The sequence below is a fragment of the Paenibacillus sp. sptzw28 genome (genome assembly GCF_019550795.1).
Lineage (GTDB): Bacteria > Bacillota > Bacilli > Paenibacillales > Paenibacillaceae > Paenibacillus_Z.
The window spans coordinates 4,409,348-4,427,170 of the sequence record NZ_CP080545.1; the positions used below are offsets into that span (position 1 = coordinate 4,409,348).

Below are 17,823 nucleotides of genomic sequence, written 5' to 3' on the forward strand. Positions count from 1 at the left end.
TCCGTATCATTCACTATACGCAAACATCACGTCATGTGTGCGAAAAAAAACTTCTATTTGGATTGAATTTTTTCGGAGAGACTCTGCAGATCAACGACGAAAGTCTGTTTTTCACCCGCTTCACCGGAAGTCTCGTAGCTTAAGGTCTTGCTGTCCTCGCTCCAATGCAGAGCGGTAATCCCGGAAGATCTCTTCCCGCCCTCGAAAATCTTCACATTGTCTGCAACGGTATAAATTTGGAGCATCGAGTCGACTACGGCAGCTTTGTAGCGTCCGTCCGGAGAAACTGATTCGGCCGCTTCACCTTGCGTAGGAACCGCGGCGACATAGGACCGCTTCCCTGCGGATGTACCGCTGGTTATTGTCGGTTGATTGCTTCCTCCGCTTGACCCTGTTGAAGGGTCGGAATAGGTTTCCGTGCTGATGCCTTTATCGGATCCATCATTGCTCTCTGTGGCGGAAGGAGTCTTCGCGTCGGCAGACTTCTTCGCTTCCGCTTCGCCATTCTGATCTTGGGTGCTGCTATTCTTTAACACATATGCTTTATCTTTATCCGCGCCGTTTGTCGCGCCGTTCTTGTCAGCCGAACTGGTGCTCACCTCATCGGACTTTTGCGCGTTGGCCTCGGAAGCCGAGAACCTGGTTGCACCGGCCGATTCCGCTGCCGTATCGGCAGTCATCTGAGCCGAATCGTTCATAATTCCGCTTTTGTTCAAGAAGCTGAACGGCTCAGCGAGAAGAAACATTCCGAAGACGACGCCTGCGGCGACGACACCCCCAATGACGCGAAGCGAGAACCTGTCTCTTCGGCGTGCTGCCGCTGCGCCGGGGTCTGCGCGTCTTACAGGCAATGCTGTGTGCTCCTCGGAGTTTATCGGCATAAGGGAGTGGTCCGCCGCCTTCGCAGCCTGCAGTTCCGTAAGCCGCGGCATTATAGCATCAACCAAGCTGTAGCTTGGCGTTACTTTCGGTAGATTATCGAGCCCTGCCGAGAGCAGCTTCAACCGCTCGAACATAGACGCGCAATCCTGGCAATGCCGTGTATGAGTCGTCAAGATTTCGGTTTCCCGTTCATCAAGGTCGCCGTCAAGCTGCCGCTGCATATATTCCATCACCTCTTGACAATTCATCCTCGGACACCACCTTTCTGATAGTCATGCAGGTATGTTTGGAGCTGCTGCCTTGCCCGGAATAAATATGATTTGACCGTATTTAACGGGAGATCCAGAGAATCGGCAATTTCGTTATAAGAGAAGTCCTGAAGGTATCTCAGAACGACTACCGCCCTGTGATGTTCAGGCAGCCTGTCAATCGCCTTGCGTATATCCTGAACCGCATAACTGGATAGAACTTCCTCTTCAACGGAATGCGTATCTCGGAACACCATTTCGTGCTCCTCGATCGAAACGGTCGGTTTATTGCGGCGAAATTTATCGATACATATATTTGTGACAATCCGCTGCACCCATGTTTTGAACTGCGCCTTTTCCTCGTAGGACCCGATTTTGGTAAATATACGGATTAACGCTTCTTGAGCGGCATCCATCGCATCCTGTTCGTTATTCAATATATAGTAGGCTGTCCGGTAAACATGATTTTCAATCTCACGCAATAGAGAAATAAGAGCGTCGCCATCGCCGGCTTGTGCCGCTTTGATTAGGCCGGGCTCTACCACGGAGGATCCCCCTCTCTTGCAACCTTTCAGACGAAAAGGCAAGTAATAATGTTGCACTATTTAGGTAAAAAGTCTTTAAAAAAATTTAAGGTAAAAGTAGGAGTCCATTGGCGGAGCCGTGAGTTTCCAGCCTCGGAACGATAAGAATAAGCATAGCGTAAAGCTTCTAGCTTTTGAGAAACCGAAGCAGGTCATGTCTGGGACAGCCTTTCTTCCCGTATGCTAACATTAAGAATATCAGAAAAGTGATAAGCCGTATACCCTGGCGGGCACCGGCGGATACATGTGGAAAATTGACCAGCCCCAAAAAAAAAGACGCTCGCTGCAGGCATCTTTTGACGAAGTAATGGTGACAAAACCAGGCCCACAGACCCTAGCGGCGCTGTTAATATTCGCTGTTCAAATCTACCGCGCTGACGTCGGGGGCGTATCCCTGCACAAACTTCTTAAGGTTCTGGATAAAGATTTCAATGACGCGTTCGGTGTAAAATGTGGTGTTACCGGCGTTATGCGGCGTCATGATTACATTGTCCATCCTCCATAACGGATGGTCCGGGGGAAGAGGCTCCTGCTCAAAAACGTCCAGTCCCGCCCCGGCTATCCCCCCGCTCTGCAGAGCCTCGATAAGCGCGCCGGTATCCGTCGTCTTCCCTCTGCCTATATTGATATAAAAGGCGGTGGTCTTCATCGCCGCGAACTGCTCTTCTCCCATCAAATGCTCTGTTTCATGCGTATAAGGCAGGCAGTTTACGACATAATCGCAATTTGACAGCATCTCATTCAACCCGGCGATATCGTACATCGTATCAACCCATTGTTCGGGCCGGCCGGACCTGCGTACTCCCAAAACCGTCATATTGAACGCTTTGGCAAGCCTCGCCGTTTCCGAACCGATCGCACCTACGCCGAGTATTCCGATCGTCCGGCCATGAGCCTCGGCCATCATACCCGAATGTGCCCAATTTCCAGCGGACTGATTGCGGATCGCAGTGTGAAGATGGCGGGTGAAACCGAGCAGCATCGCGAATATCGTCTCGGATATCGGATAAGGGTGTACGCCGCTGGCGCACGTCAGTGATATCCCAAGCTGCCGGAACCGCTCCAGCGGAAGGCGGTCGACACCTGCTCCCCAGTTCTGCAGCCATTTTAGCTTCGACGTATCGCTCACGGCCAGCTCACCTACGAGTTTGTTCCATCCCAATATTATTTCAGCGTCCTGAAGGTGCTCCTGCGCAGCCAGCCGGTCGCTGCCGTCAATAAACGTCCAGCCCGGCGCTGCCTCCTCAATTAACGTTATATCGCGGCTTTCCAAAGAATGAACCGCAACGATTTTCCTCAAAACCGTTTCCCCCCGTAACTTATGATAAGAAGAGATGGCTGTCGCTTGGCACGAACCATTGGCGGATATCGCCTTCCAGATCCAAAAAAGGCTCGAAATCAGCTTCTCAGAAGTCTGACTCCAAGCCTCCGGGGACTATGGCGGTTAAGCTGTACTATGTAGAAGTATTGAAATCGTATCATCTGGTAATCGGGCTGTCAAACCTGTTCTGCGCACCTTGGCGCTTGCTTTTATCGCCCGTGAGCATATGTCTGACATACATTTTTTTCCCGGATGTAATCCGGAATTGAACTTCACCATTGAGATCGGTTCGTTTCACGTCCGCATTCGTCTGCTTCAGCCGCTCCAGCACCGCCGTGTTGGGATGACCGTAGAGGTTGGACCGGCCGACCGAAATGACCGCTGCCGCCGGATGCCAGTAGGAAAGCCACTCCGGTGTCGATGACGTTTTACTTCCATGATGAGAAACTTTAAGCACATCGACCGGTGAATGCTGCTGCTGCTTCGGCTGCTGACCAGGCTGGGCCTTCCGTGAAGCGAGATGAGAAAGTATGGCATGCTCTTCCGCTGCATCAGCATCCCCCGTCAGCAGAAATGTACGGGCGTAGAGATGTACGAGCATCGCGACACTCCGGCCGTTCTGTTCTTCGACTACGGGAACGGCTGCAGGGGCATTAGCGGCGGGCGGGCTTCCAATGATTTCGATAAGCGTCTCATCGTCCATTTTCCAGCTTAGCCCGGCGTCCGCACGGTAGAGGGGAATGCCCTGCTTCACAGCGCTCTCCAGAAGGGTCAGCGCATCGCCGGAAGGCTTCACGGTTCCGTTCCACAAAATTCTCTTGACCGGAATGCTTGATATAACGGCATTTAGCCCTTTAATATGGTCGCTGTCCAGGTGGGAGACGACAAGCAGATCAATTGCCTGAACGCCCCGCTGGAGCAGAAGCGGAACGACAACCTTGCGGCCGACCTCAAACGGATCGTTCCGCTCTCTCCACTGTTCACCCTGCTTACGAAAAACAACGGCACCTCCACCGTCGATCAGGATGTGTTTGCCGCGCGCCGTCCGGATATAGATCGCATCTCCCTGCCCGACATCGAGAAAGCTGACATAGGCGTCGCGATTGTTCCAATTTGGATTGTAAGCCCACAGCACCGGTACGATCAGAGCAAGAATCATTCCGACCCCAATCATCCGGCGGTGTCTCATGTTGAAAGGGACGGCTGAATCGGGTCCGGTAATGAGAGGGTCAGGCTGCCCAATCCCGAGCCCAAGCGGCTGTGTTGGTAGTTCGGATTCAAAACTACCCGGTACTACAGAGAGTATATCCTTGCTGCCTGCTTGACTCGTGTGCAAATCCATATTCACCGATAGATCGGCTGGTTCCGTGAAGGAGCTGTTTTGTCTGCGTTGCAGAAGTAACAGACTAGTTCCGATCGCGGCATACATATACGCGAGCCACCAAAGCGAAGGCTTTGCCCAGATAAACCGGAAGCTTTGTATGCCGCTCAGCTTGAGCACAAAGCCGAAAGTAAGGTTGTTGGCCCACGCTGCAGCTGAAGCCGCCAGCGAGCCCGCAGGATGCCACAGCACGTCCAGCAGCAAAGAAGCGCCGCCGAGGGGCATCACGATAAAGCTGATGAATGGAACGAGCACAAAATTGGCGAGCAGCGAGAGCAGGTGAAACTGATTGAAATAATAGATTGTCAGAGGAAATGAAACCGCCTGGGCTACGACGGTAACGGCTGCCAAATCAAGCGCCGCCTTCCACCGCCTGCCGCCCCCGAATAATTTCCGTACAGGCGGCACGCCGAGAATAAGGCCGGCCGTCACCAGAAACGACAGCTGAAAGCCGACGTCGCCGAGCAAATACGGATCCCATGCCAGCATCAGCAAAGCGGCGGCGGCAAGAAGATGAAGGCCGTCCTTCAGCTTATTGAGACGCGCCGCTGCGAGGCCGAGCATCGCCATGATTCCGGCGCGAATGACCGAGGGCGAGCCGCCTGCCAGCAGCACATAAAGCGGAACCGCGGCGATCATGATGAGCAGCATGCGCTCGCGTGTCATGCGCAGCAGCTGCAGCAGGCCTCCGAGGACGTAGAGAAAAACGGCCACGTGCAGGCCCGATACCGCCAGGATATGCGTGAGTCCAAGCTGCGAGAACCGGCGGAATTGTTCGGGGTCGAGGTCCTCGCGTATGCCGAGGACGAGCCCTTTCATGTACCCGGACTGCGCAGCCGGGTACAACACATCCATGCGCGAGCCGAGCGCCGCGCGTGCCGCATCGATGCGGCTGAGCAGCGAAGCCGCGCTGTAGCGCCGGCCCTCGCTTGATTGTACGGCGGCGGCGCCGTCCGCCTTCAGCAGCCAGTGGATGCGCTGGCTGTGCAGGTAGCGGCGGTAATCGAAGCCGCCGAAGTTCGTTGCTTCAGCCGGCGGCGCGATTTCACCGGCCACGCGTACGCGCTCGCCGCGCCTCCATTTGGCGGCGACCGCCAGATCCGGCTCGGCTGCAAGCCGGACCTGCACGAGCATCCGCTCGTCAAGCTTACGCGGCCCCGGCTCACCCTTAATGCGGACGCTATCCGCCGTCACGCGGAACTGAACACGGTCTCCGTCGATCTCGACCGCGGAAACAATAGTCCCTGCCGCTTCAGCTTCATACGATGCCGAACCGGCAGGGACAGCCGCCTCTGCGGCAGCCAGCAGCGCGGGGAGCGCCGTAACGTTTCGGTCATCCGCCCACATACGCTCCCCCGCCGCGATGCCGAACGCGGCAAGGCATGCGGCGGCCATTGGCCACGTTCCCCTCCGCCACAGCAGAATCGCCAGCAGGAAGCCTGCAAGCGCGCCGCCTGCAAGCAGCGTCCCGCGGTTCGTCAGCCCCGCCGCTGCCGCGCTGCCAAGCAGCCAGCAGACCGTGAAGGCAACAATCGGTCTTGTTGTCACTGAGCCGTTCCTCCTTCAAATTGAACAAAAAGAACCTCCGACGCGCCTCAGGCAGGCGCTTCGGAGGTTCTTCCCCCAATCGTTGCTAATGCTTACGATATCACGTTCATTCCCGCTTGAGCGGGCGGCTCGTATTCCGCAAGAGTACGGAATATAATGCCTTTCTGCTCCATTAGGGAATTGACCTTCTCACTGTCCTTAGGGTAACTGCGATGGTAGACAATTTCCTTGATCCCGCTGTTGGCGAGCATGTTGGCACAGGTCCAGCAGGGCTGGTCCGTCACATAGACGGTAGAGCCTTCACGGTCGATCCGGTCGGTAAAGAGCAGCAAATTTTGCTCTGCATGAATCGTACGGATACACCGCTGTTTCTTGACCATTTGCTCCTCCGCCTCGACGAGCTTCATTTCAAACTCTTCCACAATCATACAGCCAGCCTCCGAGCAATCCGCGACGCCCATCGGTGCCCCATTATATGCCGTGCCGAGGAGCTTCTTTCCCTGTACGAGCACTGAGCCGACATGCCTTCTTGGACAGCGGGAGCGCGTCGAGACCATATAGGCGATATCCATGAAATAAGTGTCCCAATCTTTACGCTCGCCGTCTTGAGTTACCGTTACCATCGTCGTTCTTCTCCCTTTTCAATTGTGTGTCCTTGCTGCTGGCTGGCAGCAATCGCCTGGAAAGCGCCGCCGTTTATGCCGAATGCGAGGATCGCTCCCTGGCCTTTCGGCAAATATAATTATCCTGATTCATAAAATGAATGGCTGGGAAAACAAATGTAGCGTTCGTGGCCTTGCAGCAGCAAGAAAGCTTCCGGCCGCCGTTCATCCATTATCGCACATTCACGGCCTGGCTACAATGGAGCCCCTTATTTTATCCAGAAGCTTCGGACCGATTCCCTTGACGCGAAGCAGATCATCGGCCGTTTGGAACCGCCCGTTTTTCTCACGGTCGGCCACAATCGTCTGCGCTTTAATTGCGCCAATCCCCGGCAGAGCATCGAACTCCTGCGCATTTGCCCTGTTAATGTCGATCTTACCGTCCTCCGCAGAAGCTCCACCGGCTTTAACTGTCCCGGCCTCCTTCGAGGAACCATTTGCTCCTGTTATACCGCTTCGTTCCTCCGCCGCTCCGCTCGGCTCACTCCTGGCTGCTTCACCGCCAATAACGCGGCTCCCCGAACCGCTCTTAGTCTCCGGTGCTTTATTACCCGTTGAGTTAAAAGCATTTTGTTGTTCCTGCTGCGCCAACGGTTCGAGCGCTTGCTTTACCTGTTCGTTCATAGCAATCCAACCGGGCGGTTCGCTTGTTTCGGGCTGCCATATAGCAGCTGCAAACAGTACAAAGCCCAGCAAGAGCAAGCAGCCTGTTACCAGCCGGTGTGCCACTAGGTAGCTTTTCATCGGTTTCATTATAGTGATATACCTCCTGACGTATTTCCACTACCTCATTCGAATATGAATTCCAATTTTTAGAACATCCTCCCCATTAACCGCAAATTTACGTCATGTTGGCCGTGCCGCCGCGCATAATGTAGTAAAAGCAGCTTTTAGGAGGGGTTACAATGAATGTCGGATTTATCGGTATCGGGAGTATGGGAAGCTTGCTTATCGATTCGTTTATTGGTTCGGGCGCACTCAAGCCGAAGCAAATTACAGCCAGCAACCGCACCTTCGCCAAGGCGGAGAAACTCGCCGACCGGCATCCCGGCTTGCTTGCGGTCCCTCTGAACTATCAAGCCGCGATTGGGCGGGATATTATTTTCCTCTGCGTAAAACCGCTGGAATACAAACGTGTCATTGAAGAGCTCTGGGATGTACTGAAGCCTGAGCAGCTTGTCGTATCCATTACGAGCCCTGTCATGCTTTCACAGCTCGAGGACTGTTTGCCTTGCAAAATTGCAAAGGTCATTCCAAGCATCACCAATTATGTATGCTGCGGATCAACGTTATGCATGTACGGCAAACGGATGAACGAAGATGATAAAAACCGCTTGAACGGGCTGCTTTCGTTTATAAGCACTCCCCTTATGATTGACGAGCGGCACACCCGCATCGTCTCCGACCTGTCAAGCTGCGGGCCGGCTTTTATGGCCTTCGTCCTGCAGCGGTTTATCGATGCTGCGGTTGAAGAAACCGGTATTCCCCGGGAGGAAGCGGTAGTTATTGCGAGCACAATGTTTTACGGCACCGGGCAGTTGCTCACGGAAGGCGGCATGGAGCCGCAGCAGCTCCAGGCCAGAGTTGCGGTGCCGGGAGGCATTACCGCTAAAGCTCTAGCCCTCCTGGAACAAGAACTGGATGGTGTATTTAATGCCGTCATCCGGGCGACGCATGCCAAATATAATGAAGACCTGGAACGGGTAACGCTTTCTTTATACGGCAAAGAGGTGAACGGCACCTAACGCATGCTTTGCGTTAAGAAACCGCTCACCTCTTTTGGTCCTTGGACAATCCGCCGTTAATTGGCTACGATATTGACAAGCTTGCCTTTGACCGTAATCACTTTGCGTATCGTTTTGCCTGCAATCGCTTCGGCCACTTTGTCCGATTGCTTCGCAAGCTTCTCCATTTCCGTCTCGTCCGTGTCTGCCGCGATCGATAGACGGTCCATAATTTTTCCGTTCACCTGGACCACGATTTCAACCTCTTGATCGATCGTCCAAGCTTCCTCAAAGGCAGGCCACGCCGCATAGGTGATCGACTCGGAACTTCCCAGCTTCGACCAAAGCTCTTCCGCGATGTGCGGTGCAAGCGGCGAGAGCATTTGCACAAAATCAGCCATCGCTTCCTTCGGCAGCGTTTCCGCCTTATAGGCTTCATTGACAAAAATCATTAATTGGCTGATCGCCGTATTAAAGCGCAGGTTTTCGTAGTCATCGGTCACTTTCTTGATGGTCCGGTGCCACGTTCGCTTGAACGCCTCTGAAGCGTCAACATCTCCGATTTTCGCGCTGAGCGCTCCGTCTTCGCCGACAACCAGCCTCCATACGCGGCTGAGGAAGCGGTACATGCCTTCTACGCCATTCGTGTTCCACGGCTTGGTCGCCTCAAGCGGGCCCATGAACATCTCATACATCCGCAGCGTATCCGCTCCATACTCCCCGACAATATCGTCGGGGTTGATGACGTTACCGCGTGATTTGCTCATTTTTTCATTATTCGTACCGAGAATCATCCCTTGATTCACAAGCTTATGGAACGGTTCCTTGGTCGCCACTACGCCAAGATCGTATAGTACCTTGTGCCAGAAACGGGCATACAGCAGGTGAAGCACCGCATGCTCCGCACCGCCGATATACAAGTCGACAGGCAGCCATTCCGCCTGCTTTTCCTTCGAACAAATCTCATTCTCATTGTGCGGATCTATGAACCGCAGGTAATACCAGCAGCTTCCTGCCCACTGCGGCATCGTGTTCGTTTCGCGGCGGGCCTTCAACCCAGTCTCCGGATCTACGGTTTCCACCCATTCCGTCACATTTGCAAGCGGAGACTCGCCCGTACCGGAGGGTTTGATCTGTTCGACATCAGGCAGCAGCAGCGGGAGCTGATCGTCCGGTACCGGCTTCATCGTGCCATCCTCCAGATGGAGTATCGGAATCGGCTCGCCCCAATAGCGCTGGCGGCTGAAGAGCCAATCGCGCAGGCGGTACGTCACCTTCCCTTTACCTTTGCCTGATGCCTCCAGTGATTCAATCATCCGTGAAATTGCCTCTTCATTATTCAGGCCGTCCAGAAAACCGGAGTTGATATGCGGACCGTCGCCTGCGAACGCTTCTTCCGCAACATTACCGCCCTGTACCACCTCGATAATAGGCAAATCAAACTGCTTGGCGAATTCCCAGTCGCGCTGATCGTGACCCGGCACCGCCATAATTGCGCCTGTTCCGTACCCGGCGAGCACATAGTCGGCAATCCAGATCGGCACTTTTGCGCCGCTGACGGGATTGACCGCGTAAGCTCCTGTGAATACGCCGGTCTTGTCTTTTGCAAGGTCAGTTCTTTCCAAATCGCTTTTACGGGCTGCCGCTTCCTGATACGCTTCCACTGCAGCCTTCTGCTGCGCGGATGCAATGCGGGCAACAAGCTCATGCTCGGGAGCCAGCACGCAGTACGTGGCACCGAACAGCGTATCGGGCCGCGTCGTAAACACAGCCAGCGCATCGTTATGACCTTCTATTTCAAATGTCACTTCCGCGCCCGTTGATTTGCCGATCCAGTTACGCTGCATATCTTTGATGCTTTCCGACCAATCAAGCTCTTCAAGATCGTCCAGCAAACGTTCCGCGTATTCGGTAATCTTCAATACCCATTGGCGCATCGGTTTGCGGATAACCGGATGATTGCCGCGTTCGCTTAAACCGTTGATAACTTCTTCGTTGGCCAGCACCGTGCCCAGGGCCGGACACCAGTTTACCGGAACTTCCGCTACATAAGCCAGGCCTTTGTTGTACAGCTGGATAAAAATCCACTGTGTCCATTTATAATAGTCCGGATCGGTCGTGCTGAACTCGCGGTCCCAATCATACGAGAAACCGAGCGATTTGATCTGGCGGCGGAAGTTGTTAATGTTCTTCACCGTTATATCGCGCGGATGCTCACCAGTATCAAGCGCATGCTGCTCGGCAGGTAAACCGAACGCGTCCCAGCCCATCGGATGAAGCACATTGAAGCCGCGCATCCTTTTATACCGGGATACGATATCAGTGGCCGTATAGCCCTCCGGGTGGCCTACGTGCAGCCCTGCGCCAGACGGGTACGGAAACATATCCAGCGCGTAAAACTTCGGTTTTCCCGCGTCTTCAGTGGTCTTGAATGTCTTGTTATCATCCCAGTACGTCTGCCATTTCGGCTCGATAACAAGAGGGTTGTAGCCTTGCTGCTCCTGGCGTTCCTGTGCCATAATCATTGCCTCCCAATTTCGCTAAAAAACCTCCCATCCCCAGCGTAAACGCTAGGGACGAGAGGTTAGATTTCCCGTGGTACCACCCTAGTTAACAGCCTGCATGCTTTGCCGCTGCTCACTCTAAACCCTTAACGCGGGCGAGACGGCGCGCTTCGCCGGGAAATCCGGATCGCACGCAGCTCCAAGGCGAGTTCGCTTCCACACTGCACCGGCTTGCACCAACCGCCGGCTCTCTGCTCCCAGTGAAGGTAAACTACTGCTCCTTGTCGACGCCATACTATAACTATTCTCATACATAAAAATGGTTATTTCGATTATAAATAGCCGGATACCTTATGTCAAGAGCATAGCGATGCAGCGGATTACATGCAGCGTCATTTTACAGCGGCAAAAAAAAGCCTTTCCGATTTGTTATCCGGTAATTCCAGCTTGAAATCGGCAAATGCTTCCACCTTGGTGAACCCCGCTCTCGCCAGAGCTCCGCGAATCCAAACCGGCTCGTAGGCCCGCTGAACATGGACTTCTTCAATCCGGTTAAACCGCATATCCTGCTTCCCGTCACGTGCAAAAATCGTCAATCGGTGCTCGATTTCAAGGCGTTCCCTGTCCAGTTCGCAAGTCCAGATGTAAGCGACATCGCGCTCATCCAGTACAAAGGGCTGCTCTTCGGCATAACGCTTAAGAGTCACAGGAGCATGAACGTCAAATAAAAAAACGCCGCCGGGTTTCAATCCGCCGTATGTCGCCCGGAACGCAGCTTCCACGTCTTCTTCTTCGATCAAATAATTGATGCAGTCGCAGAAGGATATGACCGTGTCCACCTGTTCGGGCAGCTCCCAATCACGCATGTTTTGCTGAAGCCAGCGAATCGAGCCGGCATTGGAGCGGATCGCCTGCCGGGGCGATTCATCCCACTTGCTCTGTCCAATAGTGAGCATATCCGCAGAGAGGTCGATTCCGAAGACATGAAAACCGGATCGGGCCAACGGAATAGCGATGCTCCCGGTCCCGCAGCCCAGATCTACGACCGTCTTGGGCATACCGTAACGCTCCCAACACTCCCGCGCAAAGCGCAGCCAATCGGGATATGGCATATCCTCCATAAGCCGATCGTAGACTGCGGCAAATTGCCGGTACGCGCACATTACGATTCCCCCTCCCGAGCCGACTCATCGCCTTTCACAAGATGTGTCCAATTGCCGTCCTGTGTCACCAGCCCTTCACGCATCAGCTTGCCCATTGCGCGTTTGAATGCGGATTTACTGATTCCAAACTTCTGCTTAATGATATCTGCTGAAGTGTCATCGGAATATGGCATCGAGCCATTGGGACGTTCCTTGAGAAAGTCCAGAATCCGCTCGGAGTCCTCCACTCGGCCGACTTCCTTGCGCTGAGTCATCGACAGGTTGACCCGCCCGTCCTCGCGGACAAACGTAACACGCGCCTCAACGCGCTCGCCGAGTCGTAAAGGTCTTGTGCGCTGGTCAGCCGGAATATGCCCCATCGCGCCAAAGCCGAGCACGCCTCCGTCAATCATTACGAAGGAGCCGATCTTAAGCGACTTTGTAACCCAGCCTTCAACCCAGGTATTATGCCAAGATTCCGGAGCCCGGAAAGCAAGCTCGGCCAGTTCTTCTTCGAAGGCTACCTTCGCTACAAGCCTACCGATTTTATCGTGCGCAAGAATGACATATACTTCGTCACCGCGTATTGGCCGCAGCTCCTTTAATTCGGGCTGCTCCGACATTGGGAGCAGCAGCTGTCTTCCGAGCCCCATTTCAAGAAAAGCGCCTATGCGCGGATGAATGTCGGCGACGGCAAGACGCGCCACCTCTCCGAGCGTAATAAGCGGGCGTTTCATCGTGGCTGCGATTCTATCGTCCGTATCATAAAACACAAAAGCTTCGACTTCATCGTCCGGTTTCGGACGGTCGCCGACGATTTCGGTGTAGTGCAGCAGTACTTCGGATTCTCCGTCGCTCAAAAAAAAGCCATAGGGCGACACTTCTCGCGCCACCCTGAATTTCTGAATCGTACCTGCAATCAGGCTCATGCGAACTCCACAACTTTCGCATCGGACCAAAGCCGTTCAATGTTGTAATACTCGCGCTCTTCGCGGTGAAAGACATGAACCACTATATCTCCCAAGTCAACGAGCACCCATCTGCCTGAGTCCATTCCTTCGATTCCGCGCACCCGTGCGCCGCGCGATTCCGCTTGCTTCCGAATTTCCGTCGTGATAGCCTGCACCTGTGTGTCCGAATTACCGTGACATATGACGAAGTAGTCCGCAACCAGAGAAATGCCCTGTAAATTGAGAGCTACAATTTGGTGTGCCTTCTTGTCCTCCGCCGCCGTAACCACAAGCTGCATCAGCTCGTCCGCTTTTACCGTCATTGCTCAGCCTCCCGTACAAATAATATCAAATCATTGCGGGCCGCCACGGTGAGCGGATAGATCCGCCTGCCTTGGGTCAGCAAATACGCAATCGTCGAATCAAAACCGGCAATAAGAGCCTTCTCCAAACTATGCTGGGCTAATTCCCGTATTTTATGCACATCGGGAAAATCACGTCCCGGCTCGATATAATCGGCCAAACAGACGATTTTGTCCATCAAAGTCATACCCTCGCGGCCCGAAGTGTGGTAGCGGATAGCGTCAAGTATTTCGGAGTCTGCGATTCCGAAATTATGCTCGGCGACAAACGCGCCAACCGGAGCATGCCATAGTTCTTTATCGAAGCTCAGCAGATCGGCGGGAAGCCTTTGCTCACGGATGACTGTCTCGAGCCGCGATGTCTGCCAGTATTTGGCTACGTCATGCAAAATCGCCGCCTGCTCCGCCCGTATCGGGTCCGCTCCGTAACGCTCCGCTAGCAGGACGGAACTCTCCATTACACCCAGCGTATGCTGCCAGCGCCGTTCCGGCATCTCGGCGCGCACGGCATCGATCATCGCTTCACGATTCATAGAGACCATTCCTTTTAATAAACGAATGCACCTTCTCCGGCAGTAAAAAGCGAATTGAACGACCACCCGCTTGCCGCTGACGGATTTCCGTCGAGGATATGTCAATTAGGGGCATCGAGGTAAGCGTCAATCGTTCACGAAGAAACGAAGGCAGCTTCTCCAGATCAACGGGCTCACCCGGACGCTCGACTCCAATGAAGTCCGCAAGAGCCGCCAGTTCTCCAATTCGGTGCCATCTCATCAGGTCGTTAATCCGGTCAGCACCTATAATGATGCTGAAGGAACGCTGCGGATACAACTCTCTGAGCGTTTGCACAGTATCGATCGTATAGCTCATACCGCCCCGTTCGAGTTCAATATCCATCGCTCGGAAATGCGGCTGAAAATCGATAGCCCGATAAACCATTTCAAGCCGGGCATGTCCTTCCGCACCAGGATCCCTGTCTTTAAGCGGCGGCTGAGAGGAAGGAATAAACCACACCTCGTCGAGCCCGCAAGTCTCGCGCGCCGTCTCGGCGGCAAGAAGATGTCCGAAATGAATCGGATCGAACGTCCCACCCATAATACCCACTTTTATCAATGCTAACGCTCTCCTTTCCCCTTATTTCGGATAATGATAATTTACGGCAGTTACGGCAGTTCGATTGTTTTATGATCCTTAGATTCCTTGTAAAGGACAATAGTCTTTCCAATAACCTGCACCAGTTCCGACTCGGTTTCTTCCGCAAGCCAATTGCCGACTTCTCTCGGATCCTCAACAGAATTGTTCAATACCGATACTTTTATCAGTTCTCGCACCTCGATCGCTTCAGCCACATGTCGGATCAGATGGTCGTTCATACCGCCCTTTCCCACTTGGAAAATCGGCTGCAAATGGTGTGCTTGAGAACGCAGAAATCGCTTTTGTTTGCCTGTCAGCATCTTGTTTGTTCCTTCTTTCATGTCTTTAACTTAGTTTCCGTTGCCAAGCGCCTCCAACACGGCTTCCCGCATCGCTTCCACCGGGGCAGGCTGGCCCGTCCAATACTCGAAGGCGTAGGCGCCTTGATAAATAAACATACCCAGCCCACCGTGGATCCTGCAGCCCCTCTGCTTCGACTCCTCAAGAAAACGGGTCGTAAGAGGATTATAGATAAGATCGCTGGCGATTGTGCCGGGTTTAATCCAGTTCGCATCAATCGGAGTCCCATCCACATTTGGATACATTCCTAATGACGTCGTATTAATGATAATATCCGCTTCCGGGCAAGCTTCTTTCACCTGTTCGCCGTTAATGGCCCGAATATCCGCAGCTTGCCCGCGAAAAGCGTCGGCAAGCTCCTGTGCCCGTTCTACTGTCCGGTTCGAGATGGTGATGCCCGCAACGCCTTCGCGCGCGAGTGCGTAAAGAATGCCGCGCGTCGCGCCGCCGGCGCCTAGAATCAGCACCCTTTTCCCAGCCAGCTCCGGTTCCACTTCCTCCTTAAGAGACCTCACGTAACCGATGCCGTCGGTGTTGTACCCGACGAGACGGCCGTCGTTGTTGACGATCGTATTCACCGCTCCTATAGCTAATGCGCTTTCGTCGATTTCATCGAGCAGCGGCATGATATCAAGCTTATGCGGAATCGTTACATTTACCCCTCGGATCCCCATCGCACGCACGCCTGCGACAAAGTCACCGAGCCGATCTCCCTTAATATGAAAAGCGGTATAGACCCCATTTATGCCGGTTTCGCGAAATGCGCGGTTCATCATGACCGGCGATTTGGAGTGCCGGATCGGGTCTCCGATAACACTGTAAAGAACAGTATGGCTGTCGACTGTGTTTCCTGCGGTTAAAGCCTTTATTATTGCGTCTGTACCCACTGTCCGTCCACTCTCCCAAAAACTTTAAATAAGAGCATCTCGAAGGATGACGCGGACACCTTTGGGCGCGTGAACATCGATAAGAGCTCCCGTTCCGCCGTTAACATGAATCCAGCCGAGCCCGGAAATAAACACATCTGTGTCGGAGCCCCGCCGAACTGTTAAACGATGACGCGTCCAGGCCGGTATCTCATCCAGTTGTTCCTTCGTTGGGGGTGCCAGCATTTCTCCCCGGTGATCCGCGTAGAGCTCGTCCGCCCGCTCAAGCTTCGTCCGGTGCACCGGAAGTGCATTGGAGGAATAAAGCGTAAACGATTGCCGTTCCCCTTCGACAAAATCAAACCGGACAAGCCCCCCGATAAAGAGCGTCTGCTTATCGTTCAATTGATAAACCATCTGTTTGATGGGCTTGTCTGGAAGCAGCGCCTGCAGCACCGAGCGTGGAACGATTTCGGTCATACGGTGATTATATACAATACCTGGCGTATCGATAATGTCATGCCCGTCGTCAAGCGGTATATGTACTGCGTCTAGTGTCGTACCGGGATAACGCGATGTCGTCAGCTCTCTGTCCAGATCGCTGTAATCGCGAATAATTCTGTTAATAAGCGTTGATTTCCCGACATTCGTAGCCCCGACGACATATACATCGCGTTTCCCGCGGTACTCGGCGAGCGCTTCAATCACCCGGTCGAAGCCAATATTTCGTTTGGCGCTGCAAAGAACGACTTCCACCGTTTGCAGCCCCTGCGTCTTTGCTTGCTTCTGCACCCAATTGCGCAGACGGTTCATATTGACACCTTTTGGCAGCAAATCAATTTTGTTAACGACGAGCAGCACCGGGTTGTTGCCGACGAATCGTTGAAGACCGGAAATAAGGCTGCCCTCAAAATCGAACAGGTCGACAATATGCACGACCAGGCTGTTCGTTGCGGCAATTCCGCCAAGCAGCTTCAAGAAGTCATCCTGATCGATCGTTACGGAAATCGCTTCATTATAGTTTTTGATACGGAAACACCGCTGGCAAATCGCAGGATCCCTTTCGAGTGCGGATGCCGGTATGAATCCCGGTTTATCCGCCGATTCCGTATGCAGCTTTACGCCGCAGCCGGCGCAAGCGCCTTGCTCCAATTGTTGTTTGCTCACGTCTTGCGATCCTCCTCTGGCCAAAGCCCTTTTTTCCGCAGGCGGGACAGGGCGATCTTCTCGATTAATCTGTTGAAACGGGTGAAGATGCCTTCATCGCTTGGGGCAATCGGGCTCACAAGAATTGTAAATAGCCCCATACGCCGTCCACCAAGCACATCCGTCATCATTTGGTCGCCTATGACCGCAGTGTCTTCCGCCTGCAGACCAAGCTCCGAAAGCGCCTTGTTAAACGCTTTATTAGCCGGTTTACGCGCCGCGTGAATGTAAGGAATACGAAGCGGCTCGGCAAACTTGGACACGCGGGTCCGATGGTTGTTCGAGACAATAACGACCTTGAAACCGAGATCGCGTATGACATCCAGCCATTTAACAAGCTCCGGCGTAGCAAGCGGCACTTTCGCTCCGACAAGCGTATTATCGAGGTCCGTTATTATTCCTCTAATGCCCTGTTCCTTCAAGGCGTGCAAATCGATATCGTAAATGGTATTGACGCGCATATGCGGCAACAGCCGTTCAAACATGTTTTCGACTCCCCTGCTTGTGCTATCACGGAAACTATACCATACAAAGGGAATTTGTTGCAAAGACCCTCCAGTTTCTCAGTAACCGCTGCAATTCATTCTCAAAAAAGAAAGCAGCTCGAGTCTTAAAAACTTCGATTTTCCGGATAACTTGTTTGCTACATATACCCTTAAGCTGCTACCCCTAAAACTCTAATCACGCGCACCCCTTACTCTGCTATCCCCAAACTCTGATCACACGCTCACGCAGCTATCCCCAAAACTCAGACCACACGCACCCCTTACTCTGCTATCCCAAAACTCAGACCACACGAACCCCTTACGCTGCTATCCCAAAACTCTGATCACGCGCACCCCTTACGCTGCTATCCCAAAACTCAGACCACACGTACCCTTACGCAGCTATCCCCAAAACTCAGACCACACGTACCCCTTACGCTGCTATCTCCTAAACTCTAATCACG

The 17,823-nt window shown here is 53.5% G+C and carries 17 protein-coding genes and 1 other annotated feature; of the genes, 1 reads left to right on the forward strand and 16 read right to left on the reverse strand.

Going from position 1 to position 17,823, the window contains the following annotated elements; translation table 11 throughout:
* Positions 1–53: 53 nt before the first annotated feature.
* The 6 genes from KZ483_RS20290 to KZ483_RS20315 all read right to left on the reverse strand — a co-directional run bounded on the left by KZ483_RS20290 (position 54) and on the right by KZ483_RS20315 (position 7,379).
* Positions 54–1,130 (reverse strand): anti-sigma factor family protein, encoded by a 1,077-nt coding sequence (locus KZ483_RS20290; protein WP_220349374.1) that lies wholly within the window; start codon positions 1,128–1,130, stop codon positions 54–56.
* Positions 1,127–1,675, reverse strand: coding sequence for an RNA polymerase sigma factor (locus KZ483_RS20295; protein ID WP_220349375.1), 549 nt, complete (start codon positions 1,673–1,675; stop codon positions 1,127–1,129). The genes KZ483_RS20290 and KZ483_RS20295 overlap by 4 nt, the downstream gene beginning before the upstream one ends.
* Before the next feature lie 385 nt (positions 1,676–2,060).
* Positions 2,061–3,014: a D-2-hydroxyacid dehydrogenase gene (locus KZ483_RS20300; RefSeq protein WP_220349376.1), complete on the reverse strand. Its 954-nt coding sequence runs from the start codon at positions 3,012–3,014 to the stop codon at positions 2,061–2,063.
* Between the two features lie 178 nt (positions 3,015–3,192).
* Positions 3,193–5,964 (reverse strand): ComEC/Rec2 family competence protein, encoded by a 2,772-nt coding sequence (locus KZ483_RS20305; protein ID WP_220349377.1) that lies wholly within the window; start codon positions 5,962–5,964, stop codon positions 3,193–3,195.
* A 92-nt stretch (positions 5,965–6,056) separates the two neighbouring features.
* Entirely contained in the window at positions 6,057–6,587 is a 531-nt protein-coding gene (locus KZ483_RS20310; protein ID WP_220349378.1) for a deoxycytidylate deaminase, read from the reverse strand.
* 222 nt (positions 6,588–6,809) lie between these two features.
* Entirely contained in the window at positions 6,810–7,379 is a 570-nt protein-coding gene (locus tag KZ483_RS20315; RefSeq protein WP_220349379.1) for a ComEA family DNA-binding protein, read from the reverse strand.
* Positions 7,380–7,531: 152 nt separating this feature from the next.
* On the opposite strand from KZ483_RS20315, the gene comER reads away from it, so the two are divergent.
* Entirely contained in the window at positions 7,532–8,371 is an 840-nt protein-coding gene (gene comER / locus KZ483_RS20320; RefSeq protein ID WP_220349380.1) for a late competence protein ComER, read from the forward strand.
* A gap of 56 nt (positions 8,372–8,427) precedes the next feature.
* Here the strand turns inward: comER and leuS are convergent, their stop codons facing one another.
* The 10 genes from leuS to KZ483_RS20370 all read right to left on the reverse strand — a co-directional run bounded on the left by leuS (position 8,428) and on the right by KZ483_RS20370 (position 17,413).
* Complete coding sequence (gene leuS / locus KZ483_RS20325; RefSeq protein WP_220349381.1) at positions 8,428–10,869, reverse strand: leucine--tRNA ligase; 2,442 nt, start codon at positions 10,867–10,869, stop codon at positions 8,428–8,430.
* A 50-nt stretch (positions 10,870–10,919) separates the two neighbouring features.
* Positions 10,920–11,151, reverse strand: a binding site (T-box leader).
* 95 nt (positions 11,152–11,246) lie between these two features.
* Positions 11,247–12,017 carry a class I SAM-dependent DNA methyltransferase gene (locus KZ483_RS20330; RefSeq protein WP_220349382.1) on the reverse strand — a complete coding sequence of 257 codons (771 nt, stop codon included), beginning with the start codon at positions 12,015–12,017 and terminating at the stop codon, positions 11,247–11,249.
* On the reverse strand, positions 12,017–12,925 hold the full coding sequence (locus KZ483_RS20335) for a CvfB family protein (RefSeq protein WP_220349383.1): 909 nt from the start codon (positions 12,923–12,925) through the stop codon (positions 12,017–12,019). Before KZ483_RS20335 ends, KZ483_RS20330 begins: the two co-directional genes overlap by 1 nt.
* Entirely contained in the window at positions 12,922–13,269 is a 348-nt protein-coding gene (gene rsfS / locus KZ483_RS20340; protein ID WP_220349384.1) for a ribosome silencing factor, read from the reverse strand. The genes KZ483_RS20335 and rsfS overlap by 4 nt, the downstream gene beginning before the upstream one ends.
* The gene (yqeK, locus tag KZ483_RS20345) at positions 13,266–13,841 is read right to left on the reverse strand and encodes a bis(5'-nucleosyl)-tetraphosphatase (symmetrical) YqeK (protein WP_220349385.1); all 576 of its coding nucleotides are present in this window, start codon (positions 13,839–13,841) and stop codon (positions 13,266–13,268) included. The genes rsfS and yqeK overlap by 4 nt, the downstream gene beginning before the upstream one ends.
* Entirely contained in the window at positions 13,831–14,418 is a 588-nt protein-coding gene (gene nadD / locus KZ483_RS20350) for a nicotinate-nucleotide adenylyltransferase (protein ID WP_220353566.1), read from the reverse strand. Before nadD ends, yqeK begins: the two co-directional genes overlap by 11 nt.
* Before the next feature lie 53 nt (positions 14,419–14,471).
* The gene (gene yhbY / locus KZ483_RS20355) at positions 14,472–14,762 is read right to left on the reverse strand and encodes a ribosome assembly RNA-binding protein YhbY (RefSeq protein WP_220353567.1); all 291 of its coding nucleotides are present in this window, start codon (positions 14,760–14,762) and stop codon (positions 14,472–14,474) included.
* Positions 14,763–14,792: 30 nt separating this feature from the next.
* On the reverse strand, positions 14,793–15,689 hold the full coding sequence (gene aroE, locus KZ483_RS20360; protein WP_258881345.1) for a shikimate dehydrogenase: 897 nt from the start codon (positions 15,687–15,689) through the stop codon (positions 14,793–14,795).
* Between the two features lie 24 nt (positions 15,690–15,713).
* On the reverse strand, positions 15,714–16,835 hold the full coding sequence (gene yqeH / locus KZ483_RS20365) for a ribosome biogenesis GTPase YqeH (protein WP_220349386.1): 1,122 nt from the start codon (positions 16,833–16,835) through the stop codon (positions 15,714–15,716).
* Entirely contained in the window at positions 16,832–17,413 is a 582-nt protein-coding gene (locus tag KZ483_RS20370) for a YqeG family HAD IIIA-type phosphatase (protein WP_397376221.1), read from the reverse strand. The genes yqeH and KZ483_RS20370 overlap by 4 nt, the downstream gene beginning before the upstream one ends.
* Positions 17,414–17,823 lie beyond the last annotated feature (410 nt).

What these genes read in the sequence shown, in the direction of transcription:
- KZ483_RS20290 (WP_220349374.1), bottom strand. Translation starts at nt 1,130, where the DNA reads ATGAATTGTCAAGAGGTGATGGAATATATGCAGCGGCAGCTTGACGGC.
- KZ483_RS20310 (WP_220349378.1), bottom strand. Translation starts at nt 6,587, where the DNA reads ATGGTAACGGTAACTCAAGACGGCGAGCGTAAAGATTGGGACACTTAT.
- KZ483_RS20315 (WP_220349379.1), bottom strand. Translation starts at nt 7,379, where the DNA reads ATGAAACCGATGAAAAGCTACCTAGTGGCACACCGGCTGGTAACAGGC.
- comER (WP_220349380.1), top strand. Translation starts at nt 7,532, where the DNA reads ATGAATGTCGGATTTATCGGTATCGGGAGTATGGGAAGCTTGCTTATC.
- leuS (WP_220349381.1), bottom strand. Translation starts at nt 10,869, where the DNA reads ATGGCACAGGAACGCCAGGAGCAGCAAGGCTACAACCCTCTTGTTATC.
- KZ483_RS20330 (WP_220349382.1), bottom strand. Translation starts at nt 12,017, where the DNA reads ATGTGCGCGTACCGGCAATTTGCCGCAGTCTACGATCGGCTTATGGAG.
- KZ483_RS20335 (WP_220349383.1), bottom strand. Translation starts at nt 12,925, where the DNA reads ATGAGCCTGATTGCAGGTACGATTCAGAAATTCAGGGTGGCGCGAGAA.
- rsfS (WP_220349384.1), bottom strand. Translation starts at nt 13,269, where the DNA reads ATGACGGTAAAAGCGGACGAGCTGATGCAGCTTGTGGTTACGGCGGCG.
- yqeK (WP_220349385.1), bottom strand. Translation starts at nt 13,841, where the DNA reads ATGAATCGTGAAGCGATGATCGATGCCGTGCGCGCCGAGATGCCGGAA.
- yhbY (WP_220353567.1), bottom strand. Translation starts at nt 14,762, where the DNA reads ATGCTGACAGGCAAACAAAAGCGATTTCTGCGTTCTCAAGCACACCAT.